A 13,008-nucleotide genomic window follows, 5' to 3' on the forward strand; every position below is an offset into this window, starting at 1 on the left:
AACGAGCTGATAAACGGGTACCAGTTCTTGCTTATACTGGTACTGGCACTACCATGCAGGGGGAGTTATGGCGCTGATGTCTGAACCTGTTGTCTCACTCAAGGACGACACGCGAAAACAGCTGGGGGCATTTTTACGCGCCCGGCGTGAGAGCCTTGATCCACAGCGTCTTGGATTGCCGCGCAGCGGCCGCCGTCGCACGCCGGGGCTGCGCCGTGAAGAGGTGGCTTTGCTGGCTGACGTGGGCGTGACCTGGTACACGTGGCTGGAGCAGGGCAGAGATGTTAATCCCTCCAGCACCGTGATGGCGGCAGTGGCAAAAGCGCTGCAATGCACCCCGACCGAGACGCGCCATCTGTTTGTGCTGGCCGGATTGCCGCCGGGTGAAGCGCCACAGGCGACGGGCTGCGAGGGGATCAGCGAGGGCACGCGTCGCCTGCTTGATACCCTCATGCCGAAACCCGCCAGCATCCAGAAACCCAACTTCGATATCGTGGCGTGGAACGACAGCTTCGGGCACTTAATGGGCGTCGATTTCAATGCGATCCCGCCGGAAGATCGCAACTGTATTTATCTTTTCCTCACCCATCCCGCATGGCGTGCGCGGCTTGGCAAGCGTGACGACGTGCTGCCGATCTTTGTCTCCTATTTCCGCGCGGCGATGGCCGAGCATCGGGGCGATCCGCTGTGGGAAGCGAAACTGGCGCGTTTCTTTGCGGTGTCTGAAGAATTTAAAACCCTGTGGCATCAGCGCAACGACGTGCGCGGAGTGGAGAACCAGCTCAAGCTGTTTACCCATCCTGAGCTGGGCGAGTTTACCCTGCAGCAGATGTACTGGTACTCTGCACCGCGTAATGGATCGCGGCTACTGGTCTATCTGCCGGTGGATGACGCGGGGGAGAGGGCGATGGAATGGCTGGCGGAGCAGGCAAAATGAAGGTAACCCGAAAACAGGAGCGGCTTTTGCGCCGCGCGCTCAACGAGTGGCAGCAGGAAGGCACATTAAGCGCTGACGAGCATCAGCGTCTGGCGGGCACCTTGACACGCGTCACCATGGACTGGCAGCGGCTCAGCCGCTATGCCTTCTGGACGGCGCTGGCCTGCGTGATCATCGCTATCGGCAGCCTGTTCTCCGACAGTGAACTGATGGCGCGCATTATTGCATTCTTCTCTTTCTCCTCCATCGCCCGCATCGGGCTGCCTGCGCTGGTTGCCGTGCTGTTTTATCTGTGGGGCTTCAGCCGACTGCGGCGGGAAACCCAGTGGCATTACAGCACTGAAGCCATGCTTTTCCTCGGCGTGCTCTTTACCGCCATCGCGCTCTGGCAACTCGGGGAGCGGCTGGATAACGGCAGCGGCCATATCGCACCGCTGTTCCTGGCGGGGAGTGCGGTTTATGGGCTGGTGGGCTTCTTTGGTCGCTCCGGCCTGGTGTGGCTGTTTTTCCTGCTCTCACTCGGTAACTGGTTTGGCGCGGAGACGGGCTATATGTCGGGCTGGGGCGCCTACTGGCTGGGAATGAACTACCCGGTACGCTTTATCTTCTTCGGCGGTGCGCTGCTGGCACTGTGCTGGCTGTTGCGCGGAAGGCTGCAGGCGCGCCATCTATACACGACCAGCAAAGCGATGGGGCTCATGTATCTGTTTGTCGCCCTGTGGATCATGTCGATTTTTGGTAACAAATAAAATACTCTATAAATACAGTTTAGCCACCTCAGTAGAGAGTACATAATAGTTATTGCCTATTCATAAGATTAACGCTGATAAGCATCTGATAAATCTGCTGTCAAATATACGACAATACTTTACATTGATAAAACATTACGTTGAATATTTAACAAAAGTAATAATATGTTTGTGCTGCGGCGGTAATAAATGTTTAAATATTAAACGACAGTCCGGGTTTAATGTTCCTCCCACAAAGATAACACCTCCTCAACGTTTCTTACGCCATCGCGAAAATAATTAACATGGCGTTTTTCGATAAAAAAGACTTCAAGGGATAAGAGAAGGAACAGCAACACCACAAAAATAACGAGAAAATTTTTGATCATAATTTGTACCGTATGACATAAAACCAGGCGGGATAGAGCTTTTCAATGACCTGATGAATTTGAAAACAGGTTTATCACCACCACACCCGCAATGATCAGCCCCATCCCTGCCAGGGCGGCCATATCCAGTTTTTGGCCATAAACAACCCATCCCACCAGACTAATCAGGACAATTCCGGCTCCTGACCATATCGCATAGATAATGCCCGTCGGTATGGTTCGCATGGGAATGGTTAACGACCAAAACGCAAGAAGGTAGAAAAGAACCGTAACGGTGGCAGGCCATAGCCGGGTAAAGCTGTCGGATAATTTTAATGCTGTTGTTGCAATAACTTCACAAACAATTGATATAAAAAGAAAAAGGTAGCTATTCATATAAAGGCCTGTCACAACATACTTCTGTATCACCCATATCGGGTGGAAAAATAGTATCAACATTTAGTTGTAAATTAAACTTCTTGTTTAATTTGTGTGAGCCAGCGCACCTTCTCAGGCCAGCTTAAAAACAGAAAATTTTCTGGTTATCGGCGCTATCGCTTCCGTATCCCCGTAGAGCGCAATGGCGACGAATTCCAGTGCTTCAAGCGTGGTTTCTTTCGTTGCCTGAATCTGGGCTTCAGAGGAGGGGCCAAGCATCGTCGTCGTAAAGAAATTAAACGGGATCCCCGCTTCCTGAGATTTCAGTGCCGCGGTTTTTAACTGATTGCTGTTTTTGGCCTGCAGGATCACGACCGGGTAATGGCTAAGATAAGCGTTCAGCCCGCTTTCAGCGTTTGGGTAGTCATGGAAGAGGACATCATCCGCCTTGCGCATGATCCCGGCGGCCAGGTGGGCCGTGGCATTCAGCAGCAACGCCGGATCCTGCGTGCGGTTAACAACGACATAGAGTTTTTTTTGATTGTCTTCAAACATCTCGATTCCTCAGTGATTTTTTGATTTATACCGTAGCTGGTCATTCACGATCGTTACGCAAAGTATGCCGACAGCAGGTAGCAGCCAGGCCAAACCCTGATTATGTAGCGGCATCCTGGCACTGAGCGTTGTCAGCCATAAGGGGCCGCCCGCGGCGCTAAGTGCCTCAGCCAGACCAAACAGAAAGGTAACGAATGCCGCAGGGACAATGACCCGCGCTGGTGAGTGGAAGGTTGTTCGCATGAAAAAGGTCACGATAAGTACAACAAACACCGGATAAATCGCCGTCAGAACCGGCACCGATAACGCAATCAATTGGGTCAACCCGATATTTGATATCAGCATGGAGACGATGGCAAAAAACCAGATGCAGGTTCGATAGCTAAAACGGGTATGGTCGCTGAACCAGGCGCCACAGGCCGATGTCAGCCCGACAGCGGTAACCAGGCAGGCAAGGGTCATCAACACCCCCAGAAAAATGTCGCCGCCAGGTCCATAGCTAAAGTGGACATAAGCACTAAGCACCTGAGCGCCGTTTGTTGCCCCATCAATCAGCCCGCTGCTACTTAGCCCAAGCCGGAACAGGCCTGCATAAACCACGACAAGGCCCACGCCTGCAATCAGGCCGGAACAGAACGCATAACGAGTAATAAGGCGGGGAGAGGTTACCCCTCTGGATTGAATCGCTCTGACAATCACCAGCCCAAAGACCAGGGCTGCCAGCGTATCCATCGTCAGATAACCATTGGTGATCCCCTGAGAAAAAGGGGATGTGGCATACAGACCCTGTGGAGGCAGGGGAGCCCCCGCTGGTACGAGCATCGCCGTGATTGTCAGTACCAGAAGCGCCACGATTTTCAAAGGCGACAGGAACTTGCCTACCGTATCGAGAAGGCGGCCGGGATGAAGGGAGATCAGAACGACCAGCGCGAAAAAGCTCAGGCTCCACCATGCTAAGCCATACGCGCCAGGGTGATAATGTTGTAATGCCAGCTCGTACGAGACGGTGGCGGTTCGCGGAATGGCGAACAGCGGTCCGATACAAAGATAACAGGCAATAGTCAGGACCAGACTGCAGAGGCGCCCGGTGGGCTGGGTTATTGCCTGCAGCGATCCGCCGGCTTTCGCCATGGCAATGGCGGTCATCACCGGCAACCCGACACCCGTCAATAAAAAGCCCATTGCGGCATACCAGACGGATGTTCCTGCCTGTAAGCCGATCAGGGGCGGAAAAATGATATTACCGGCCCCAACAAACAAGGCGAAGTTGAGAAACCCCAGGATAAAAATGTCTCTGACGCGGAAAGTTGTCATGTGGATATCGTCTTCACTCTGGTTGTCGGCAGCGCCAGGGGTTAATTATAAAACACGCCCTGAAACCGGGCGTGCCAGCCGTACATGGGGATCAATGATGGCCGTGATGCCCATGAAAATCATGCCAGCCATGTGCATGGGAAGGATCATGGTGCCAGTGATGATGATCCGGATGATGGCGATCGGTGGAGTGATGATCCCTGATCACGCAGCCGCTGAGCATCAGGCTCAGGATAACCAGGGAGACATTCAGACATAACTTACTGTTCGGCATACTGCCATCCTCTCAAGAGTGCTTAATGAGTTGAGGGCAATGATATAGATTAAACAAAAAGTTGTAATTTCAACATTTGTTGTATGTTGAAATTAAAGGTAACAAAATTATTCAATGCGTAAAATCTTATGAAAATAAAATTACAATTTAACTTATTGTTTTTTCGGTGGTTTTGTTTTGATGGATTTGTGTGGCGGTATAAAAATTGGCCTTTTCTCTCACTTCTGTAAAAAGCGTAATAATAAGTAATGGAGATTGTCACGCAGCGGAATAAAACGGATAGTGCGCCCCACAGGAACAAAACCACATAAGGAAAATGGTTATGAAAACGTTACTCTCTCTTGCTGCACTTCTCGGTCTTGCCTCGTCTTCTGCTTTTGCTGCCACTGCACAGGACTGTGTAAAGGCAGATAACCCGCAAATTGAAGCACTCTTTGACAGATGGAATGCGTCCTTACAAACAGGCGATGCCCATAAAGTGGCGGAGAATTATCTGAGTGATGCGGTTTTGCTACCGACAATTTCAAATCAGGTGCGACTGACCGATCAGGAGCGCGTGGATTACTTCCAGGATTTTCTGAAGAAGAAGCCTTACGGGAAAATTGATAGCCGCACCATTCGTCTGGGCTGCAATAAAGCTATTGATACCGGAACGTATACCTTCACTTTCGCCGATAAATCGACCGTGACTGCCCGCTATACCTTCACCTATGCGTGGGACGGAAAAGAGTGGAAAATTTCCTCCCATCACTCTTCCGCAATGCCTGAAGGATAAGATCTGTCCCCTCTCCCTTTGGGGAGAGGGGGAACCACTCAGCGTCTTACCGGCGCTCCGTTCGCCACGTAATACGCCGCTGTACTCTTCGCCAGCGGCTCGCGCCCGCGAATGGCATCAGCAATTTTCTCACCGATCATAATGGTGGTGGCGTTCAGGTTGCCGGTGATGATCTGCGGCATGATCGACGCATCCACCACGCGTAACCCTTCCAGCCCGTGAACGCGGCCTTCGCCATCGACTACCGCCATCTCGTCATAGCCCATTTTGCAGCTTCCACACGGGTGGAAGGCGGTTTCGGCGTGGTTGCGCACAAACTCGTCCAGCTGTTCGTCGGTCTGGCACTCAACCCCCGGGCTGATTTCGCGGCCACGGTATTTGTCCAGCGCGGGCTGATGCATGATTTCGCGGGTGATGCGGATCGCATCGCGGAACTCCTGCCAGTCCTGCTCGTGGGACATATAGTTGAACAGGATCGCCGGATGCTGGTGCGGATCGCGCGATTTAATACGCACGTGCCCGCGGCTTGGTGAGCGCATCGACCCAACGTGACACTGGAAGCCGTGCTCTTTCACCGCGTTGGAGCCGTTGTAGTTAATCGCCACCGGCAGGAAGTGATACTGAATGTTCGGCCACTCGAACTCCTCGCGGCTGCGGATAAACCCACCCGCCTCGAAGTGGTTGCTCGCCCCCACGCCGATGCCGCCAAACAGCCACTCGGCGCCAATCTTCGGCTGGTTCCACCACTGCAGGGCAGGGTAGAGGGAGACCGGCTCTTTGCATTCGTACTGGAGATACATCTCCAGGTGATCCTGCAGGTTTTCGCCCACGCCGGGCAGGTCATGCACCAGCGGAATATCAAACTGCTTCAGCAGTTCCGCGTTGCCCACGCCGGAGCGTTGCAGGATCTGCGGAGAGGCAATTGCGCCTGCGCACAGCAGCACCTCTTTGTTTGCCGATGCTTTGGACGGGATGGTGCTTTCGCCTTCCAGCCACTCAACGCCCACGGCGCGCTTGCCGTCAAAGAGAATGCGATCGGTCATGGCGTGGGTGCAGATGGTCAGGTTCGGGCGCTGCTTCGCCTGGTCCAGATAGCCGCGCGCGGTACTGGCGCGTCGGCCCTGTGGCGTAACCGTTCTGTCCATCGGGCCGAACCCTTCCTGCTGATAGCCGTTGAGATCGTCCGTGCGCGGGTAGCCCGCCTGTACGCCCGCTTCCACCATTGCCTCAAACAGCGGGTTCACGCCCGGTTTGGAGGTGGTGACGCTCACCGGGCCGTCGCCGCCGTGGTAGTCGTTCGGACCCACGTCGCGAGTTTCAGCCTTACGGTAGTAGGGCAGGCAGTTGAGGTAGCTCCAGTGCTCCAGACCCGGCTCTTTCGCCCAGTTGTCCAGATCCATCGCGTTGCCGCGCACGTAGCACATGCCGTTGATGAGCGACGACCCGCCCAGCCCTTTACCGCGTCCGCACTCCATGCGGCGGTTATTCATATAGGGCTCTGGCTCGGTTTCATACGCCCAGTTGTAGCGCTTGCCCTGCAGCGGGAATGCCAGTGCGGCAGGCATCTGGGTGCGGAAGTCAAAGCGGTAATCCGGGCCGCCCGCTTCAAGCAGCAGAACGGTGGTATCCGGATCTTCAGTCAGTCGTGTTGCCAGAACGTTGCCGGCAGAGCCGGCACCAATAATGATGTAGTCAAATTGCAAAAAAACCTCCCGGTTAAAATATGGACTGGAATTTACCCATCTCAACCTGGATGGACTTCACCTGGGTGTAACTCTGGAGCGTCATCACGCCGTTTTCACGGCCGATACCGGAGTGTTTGTAGCCGCCAACCGGCATCTCTGCCGGGGATTCACCCCAGGTGTTGATCCAGCAAATACCCGCCTCAAGCTGATTAATCGCGCGATGGGCCCGGTTCAGATCGGCCGTCACGATGCCTGCCGCCAGCCCGTAGTCGGTATCGTTGGCGCGGCGGAGAGCTTCTTCTTCAGATTCATAGGTGAGGATGGACATCACCGGCCCGAAGATCTCTTCGCGCACAATGGTCATCTCGTCGGTGCAGTCGGTGAACACGGTCGGAGCGACCCACGCGCCGTTGTCAAAGCCTTCGCCCTTCAGCACGTCGCCGCCGCACAGCACGCGCGCACCTTCCTCTTTGCCTTTGGCGATATAGCGCAGCACATTGTCGCGGTGCGGGAAGCTGACCAGCGGGCCAAAGTTGGTGTTTTCATCGAACAGATCGCCCGCGCGGATGCGGCCCACGCGCTCAACAATTTTCTGCTCAAACGCGGCCTTGAACTTCGCGGGTACGAACACGCGGGTGCCGTTGGTGCAGACCTGGCCGGAGCTGAAGAAGTTGGCCATCATCGCGATGTCGGCAGCGAGATCGAGATCCGCATCGTCAAACACAATCAGCGGGGATTTGCCGCCCAGCTCCATCGTCACCTCTTTCAGGGACGAGGCCGCCGAGTTCGCCATCACCTTTTTGCCGCTGGCGACGCCACCGGTGAAGGAGACTTTCGCGATGCCCGGGTGTTCGGTCAGGTACTGGCCGGTCTCCGCGCCTACGCCCGGCAGAACGTTAAACACGCCGTCCGGCAGGCCCGCTTCGGTGTAGATTTCCGCAAGCTTCAGGGCGGTGAGGGGGGTGACTTCGCTCGGCTTGAAGATCATCGCGTTGCCCGCCGCCAGCGCCGGGGCGGATTTCCACAGGGCGATCTGGATCGGGTAGTTCCACGCGCCAATACCCGCCACCACGCCCAGCGGCTCGCGACGGGTGTAGACGAAAGAGGTATCGCGCAGTGGGATCTGGCTGCCTTCCAGCGCCGGGATCAGCCCCGCGTAGTACTCCAGCACGTCCGCACCGGTGACGATATCCACGGTTGAGGTTTCCGAATACGCTTTACCGGTGTCGAGGGTTTCCAGCTTCGCCAGTTCGTCGTTCCGCTCGCGCAGGATATCGACGGCGCGACGCAGAATGCGCGAGCGCTCCATGGCGGTCATTGCCGCCCAGATTTTTTGCCCTTGCCGGGCACTCTGGACGGCGCGATCGACATCTTCGCGCCCGGCGGCCTGTACGGTCGCCAGAACGTCGCCGTTAGCCGGGTTAATGGTCTCGAAGGTGCGACCGCTGGTGGCGGATGTATAACCACCATTGATATAAAGCTGCTGTTCTGCCATTCGGGACATAAATTCTCCTCGGTTATTCGGTCGGTAAATGCTGGCTGATAAAGTGGCTGGTGAGCGACTGGGCTACGTTTTTATCCAGCGGTTTGCCGCTTAGCGCGGCGCGCAGCCACAACCCGTCGATCAGCGCTGCAAGCCCGTAGCCCGCCTCCTGCGCCTGTTCACGCGGCAGTTCGCGGCGGAATTCGTACACCAGGTTTGAAAGCAAACGGCGGCTGCTTACCTGTTGCAACCGGTAGAGCATCGGCTGATGCATGCTGCTCGCCCAGAAGGCCAGCCAGGCTTTCATTGCCGCGCTGCTGATCTGGGTTTCATCAAAGTTGCCGCCGACAATCGCCTGCAATCGTTGCTCTGCGCTGCCATCCGGCAGGGCATGCAGGCGGCTCAGAACCGCGTCGCGCAGCTGGCCGGTGATGTCGCGCATGGTCGCTTCCAGCAGGCCATTTTTATCTTTGAAGTAGTGACTGATGATCCCGGTTGAGACTCCCGCCCGACGGGCGATCTGCGCGATGGTTGCGTCATGCATTCCCACTTCATTTATTGCTTCCAGCGTGGCGTCGATCAGTTGCCTGCGCCGGATCGGCTGCATCCCCACTTTGGGCATTTTTGCCACTCCATTCATCAGCGTTGGTTAACCATTAAAGCGGTTTTTGATTGGACGTTCAATATAAAATGTGTCTTAATTGTTGCGGATTTGGATTTTAATAGTTACAAAAATAGTGGGGATACTGGATGACAGATCTTTCGCAAGACAGAGAAAAGGACAAAATCAATCCGGTTGTTTTTTATACATCCGCAGGACTGATTTTGTTGTTTTCCCTGATGACGATCTTCTTTAGCGACTTCTCTGCCGAGTGGATTGGGCGCACCCTGAACTGGGTGTCGAAGACCTTCGGCTGGTACTATTTGCTGGCGGCGACGCTCTATATTGTCTTTGTTGTCTGCATTGCCTGTTCGCGCTTTGGCTCGGTGAAGCTCGGGCCCGAGCAGTCAAAACCCGAGTTTAGTCTGTTAAGCTGGGCGGCGATGCTGTTTGCCGCCGGTATCGGCATCGACCTGATGTTCTTCTCCGTGGCCGAACCGGTCACGCAATATATGCAGCCGCCGGAAGGGGCAGGGCAGACGATGGAGGCCGCGCGCCAGGCGATGGTCTGGACGCTGTTCCACTACGGACTGACCGGCTGGTCGATGTACGCCCTGATGGGCATGGCGCTCGGATACTTTAGCTATCGTTATAATTTACCCCTCACCATCCGCTCCGCGCTGTACCCGATTTTCGGTAAAAAGATAAACGGCCCGATAGGGCACAGCGTCGATATTGCGGCGGTGATCGGCACCATCTTCGGTATCGCCACCACGCTTGGCATTGGCGTGGTGCAGCTCAACTACGGGCTGAGCGTGCTGTTTGATATCCCGGATTCGCTGGCGGCGAAAGCCGCGCTGATCGCGCTGTCGGTGATTATCGCCACCATCTCGGTCACTGCCGGCGTGGATAAGGGGATCCGCGTGCTCTCCGAGCTGAACGTCGCGCTGGCGCTGGGGCTGATTTTGTTTGTGCTGTTTGTGGGCGACACCTCGTTCCTGCTCAATGCCTTAGTGCTGAACGTGGGTGACTACGTGAACCGCTTTATGGGCATGACGCTGAACAGCTTCGCCTTTGACCGCCCGGTGGAGTGGATGAACAACTGGACGCTGTTCTTCTGGGCGTGGTGGGTGGCGTGGTCGCCGTTTGTCGGCCTGTTCCTGGCGCGTATTTCGCGCGGGCGCACCATCCGCCAGTTCGTGATGGGCACGCTGATCATTCCGTTCACCTTTACCCTGCTGTGGCTGTCGGTCTTTGGCAACAGTGCGCTGCATGAGATCATCCACGGTGACGCGGCGTTTGCGCAGGAGGCGATGGCGCACCCGGAGCGCGGATTTTACAGCCTGCTGGCGCAATATCCGGCGTTCACCTTTAGCGCCTCCGTGGCCACCATTACCGGTCTGCTGTTTTACGTCACCTCAGCGGATTCCGGTGCGCTGGTGCTGGGGAACTTCACCTCGAAGCTGAAGGACATCAACAGCGATGCACCAAACTGGCTGCGTATCTTCTGGTCGGTCGCCATCGGCCTGCTGACGCTCGGCATGCTGATGACCAACGGGATTTCCGCCCTGCAGAACACCACGGTGATCATGGGGCTGCCGTTCAGCTTTGTGATCTTCTTTGTGATGGCCGGGCTGTATAAATCGCTCAAGGTGGAAGACTACCGCCGCGTCAGCGCCAGCCGCGATACCGCGCCGCGTCCGATGGGCGCCCAGGACAGACTGAGCTGGAAGAAGCGTCTCTCGCGCCTGATGAACTACCCGGGCACTCGCTACACCAGCCAGATGATGGAGACGGTCTGCTTCCCGGCAATGGAAGAGGTGGCGCAGGAGTTGCGATTACGCGGTGCCTACGTGGAGCTGAAAAACCTGCCGCCGGAAGAGGGCGAGACCCTGGGGCACCTGGATCTGCTGGTGCATATGGGCGACGAGCAGAACTTTGTCTATCAGATCTGGCCGCAGCAGTATTCGGTGCCCGGGTTTACCTACCGCGCGCGCAGCGGCAAATCGACCTACTACCGGCTGGAGACCTTCCTGCTGGAAGGCAGCCAGGGGAATGATTTGATGGATTACAGCAAGGAGCAGGTGATTACGGACATTCTGGACCAGTATGAACGGCACCTGAACTTTATCCATCTCCACAGGGAAGCGCCGGGGAATAGCGTGATGTTCCCGGATGTCTAAACGAATTCTTAAAACTCCTTTTGTCTGTATATAAATACAGTTCCCTGGAGCAGTATTACTCAAGGAAGAGTAACAATGCAGCAAGAGCCTGACTTTGATGTCTTAGGTTTTTGCTGCGATTAGGGAAGGAAACATGGATGAATCACGCGATAGAGTTTATCGAAACATCACTCTTTACCCGGCAGATTAAAAGCATTGCTACGGATGATGAATTAAAGGATCTGCAAAAGGAACTCATTGCCTGGCCTGATAAAGGCGACCTGATCCAGCAGACGGGGGGTTTACGTAAAATAAGGATGGCTACAGGCCCAAAAGGAAAGAGAGGCGGTGCAAGAGTGATTTACTTTTTGGCCACGAAGGAGGTGATCTATTTCATTATGGCCTACCCAAAAAACACTAAAGACAGCCTGACTGAGGCAGAGAAAGCAGAACTTAAAAAACTGACTTCTGTGCTGAAAAATACTGCTTCCAATGCCGTAAATGAAAGGTGTACTATGTACTCCGTTCAGGCAGAAGGAGGCTGACATGAGTATCTTTGATGAGTTAAAAACTTCGCTTGAAGAGGCCGTTGAGATCCATAGCGGAAGGAAAGCCGCTTCCAGGGTAACCCGCTATGAAGTCGCGGATGTTCGCGCAATCAGAGAACAGCTAAATGTTACTCAAAGCGAAATGGCGAAGGCGCTTGGCACGAGCGTTGATACCATAAAAAGCTGGGAGTCTAAACGTCGTAACCCAACCGGGCTGGCGGCGAAGGTTCTCAATGTGATTCAGAAGGATCCCGCGTTTTATAAAGCGCTTGCAGCTCAATGAGCCCCCTCATGCCGGGTGGCGGCTTCGCCTTACCCGGCCTACCGCGAGCCAACTTTGTAGGCCTGATAAGCGAAGCGCCATCAGGCTTGTAGCAGCGTCAACACGCTGTCATCCCTTTTGTGCCAGAAGAGGGTGAAACGTGTACCCTCCGCATATTCTCCAGCCGGGCGCGAAAGCCCCAGCACAAGGGTTTTATCATCTAACGCTGCGACTCTCGCACAGTCAAAACCCATGTAAATCTTTACCTGCGGAAACAGCGCTTTAAACAAACTTTCTTTCGCGCTAAACGCGAGCGTCAGCGCCTGTGCAAAAGGGTAGCCTGAACGCGTTAAACACGCCGCTTCCTGCGCATTGATGATACCGTACTGGATTTCATGGGCTTCACGGTCGGAAAGGATCGCCTCTGTATCGATACCTACAAGGGCATGAGGATGGTGAACCACAACCGCCATCGCCTGCGTGCCGCTGTGAGTGATGCTACCCGAAACCCCGTGCGGCCAGAGCGGTTCGCCGCTGGGGCCGATGCCGGGAACGGCATGGCCAGGTAAGGCATGCGCGGCGGCGATGCGGCCCGCCAGATGTTCGGCTTTGCGTTTGCGTCCGGCGTCAGCCAGCTGTGTGTGATGGGGGAGCCAGAGGAGATCGGCGTCGGTGAAGGTGGTGGGGTCAAAGGTGATGCGGTGAACGGTGAGGCTGGCGAGAACGAACGTGCTGTGGGTTGTGTGCATGGTATTCCCTTCAGTCAGTATTGTGCGGCCTGCTGCCCTCACCCTGGCCCTCTCCCACAGGACTGAGGGTTCCCCAGAAAAATGAAAAGCACGATGAAGTGTGATCTACTGGTTGCGCTAACAAATCAGAAGAGACCTCATCGTGCCTTTACAGACAAACCCAACGAACGCTGCCGACGAAAAATATGT

The 13,008-nt window shown here is 55.2% G+C and carries 13 protein-coding genes and 1 pseudogene; 6 read left to right on the top strand and 8 right to left on the bottom strand.

Translation table 11 applies throughout. From position 1 onward, the window contains the following. The first annotated feature begins 67 nt into the window (after positions 1-67). Positions 68-937 carry a helix-turn-helix transcriptional regulator gene (locus APU11_RS11355; RefSeq protein WP_013097685.1) on the top strand — a complete coding sequence of 290 codons (870 nt, stop codon included), beginning with the start codon at positions 68-70 and terminating at the stop codon, positions 935-937. Continuing rightward, positions 934-1,680, top strand: a pseudogene (locus APU11_RS11360) (DUF2157 domain-containing protein); the annotation flags it as partial. The gene APU11_RS11355 and the pseudogene APU11_RS11360, both read left to right, overlap by 4 nt. A 416-nt stretch (positions 1,681-2,096) precedes the next feature. Here the strand turns inward: APU11_RS11360 and APU11_RS11365 are convergent. From APU11_RS11365 to APU11_RS28375, 4 genes are all read right to left on the bottom strand, one after another. Continuing rightward, entirely contained in the window at positions 2,097-2,429 is a 333-nt protein-coding gene (locus APU11_RS11365) for an SMR family transporter (protein ID WP_029883747.1), read from the bottom strand. 114 nt (positions 2,430-2,543) lie between these two features. Next, positions 2,544-2,966, bottom strand: a complete 423-nt coding sequence (locus APU11_RS11370; RefSeq protein ID WP_029883748.1) for a DUF2000 domain-containing protein — start codon at positions 2,964-2,966, stop codon at positions 2,544-2,546. A gap of 9 nt (positions 2,967-2,975) precedes the next feature. Further along, a complete protein-coding gene (brnQ, locus tag APU11_RS11375) occupies positions 2,976-4,280 on the bottom strand; it encodes a branched-chain amino acid transport system II carrier protein (protein ID WP_058651701.1) in 1,305 nt (434 codons plus the stop codon). A 91-nt stretch (positions 4,281-4,371) separates the two neighbouring features. Next, on the bottom strand, positions 4,372-4,554 hold the full coding sequence (locus APU11_RS28375; protein ID WP_131729160.1) for a hypothetical protein: 183 nt from the start codon (positions 4,552-4,554) through the stop codon (positions 4,372-4,374). A 322-nt stretch (positions 4,555-4,876) separates the two neighbouring features. Between APU11_RS28375 and APU11_RS11380 the strand changes: the two genes are divergently transcribed. After that, positions 4,877-5,329, top strand: coding sequence for an SgcJ/EcaC family oxidoreductase (locus tag APU11_RS11380; protein ID WP_029883750.1), 453 nt, complete (start codon positions 4,877-4,879; stop codon positions 5,327-5,329). A 38-nt stretch (positions 5,330-5,367) separates the two neighbouring features. On the opposite strand, the gene betA is transcribed toward APU11_RS11380, so the two are convergent. Genes betA through betI form a run of 3 tightly spaced genes read right to left on the bottom strand, consistent with a single transcriptional unit; the run spans position 5,368 to position 9,119 of the window. Further along, on the bottom strand, positions 5,368-7,032 hold the full coding sequence (gene betA, locus APU11_RS11385; protein WP_058651702.1) for a choline dehydrogenase: 1,665 nt from the start codon (positions 7,030-7,032) through the stop codon (positions 5,368-5,370). 13 nt (positions 7,033-7,045) lie between these two features. After that, positions 7,046-8,518 carry a betaine-aldehyde dehydrogenase gene (gene betB, locus APU11_RS11390; protein WP_058651703.1) on the bottom strand — a complete coding sequence of 491 codons (1,473 nt, stop codon included), beginning with the start codon at positions 8,516-8,518 and terminating at the stop codon, positions 7,046-7,048. A gap of 13 nt (positions 8,519-8,531) precedes the next feature. Next, entirely contained in the window at positions 8,532-9,119 is a 588-nt protein-coding gene (betI, locus tag APU11_RS11395; RefSeq protein ID WP_058651704.1) for a transcriptional regulator BetI, read from the bottom strand. A 128-nt stretch (positions 9,120-9,247) separates the two neighbouring features. Here betI and betT point away from each other — a divergent pair, with 128 nt between their 5' ends. The 3 genes from betT to nadS all read left to right on the top strand — a co-directional run bounded on the left by betT (position 9,248) and on the right by nadS (position 12,091). After that, complete coding sequence (betT, locus tag APU11_RS11400) at positions 9,248-11,281, top strand: choline BCCT transporter BetT (protein ID WP_038981034.1); 2,034 nt, start codon at positions 9,248-9,250, stop codon at positions 11,279-11,281. Positions 11,282-11,418: 137 nt separating this feature from the next. Then, a complete protein-coding gene (locus tag APU11_RS11405) occupies positions 11,419-11,805 on the top strand; it encodes a type II toxin-antitoxin system RelE/ParE family toxin (RefSeq protein WP_058651249.1) in 387 nt (128 codons plus the stop codon). Position 11,806: 1 nt separating this feature from the next. Further along, positions 11,807-12,091, top strand: a complete 285-nt coding sequence (gene nadS, locus APU11_RS11410) for a NadS family protein (protein ID WP_013097645.1) — start codon at positions 11,807-11,809, stop codon at positions 12,089-12,091. Between the two features lie 80 nt (positions 12,092-12,171). Here the strand turns inward: nadS and entD are convergent, their stop codons facing one another. Beyond that, complete coding sequence (gene entD / locus APU11_RS11415) at positions 12,172-12,819, bottom strand: enterobactin synthase subunit EntD (RefSeq protein WP_058651250.1); 648 nt, start codon at positions 12,817-12,819, stop codon at positions 12,172-12,174. Between the last annotated feature and the right edge of the window lie 189 nt (positions 12,820-13,008).

The sequence above is a fragment of the Enterobacter sp. 50793107 genome (assembly GCF_001463365.1).
GTDB classification, from domain to species: Bacteria; Pseudomonadota; Gammaproteobacteria; order Enterobacterales; family Enterobacteriaceae; genus Enterobacter; species Enterobacter cloacae.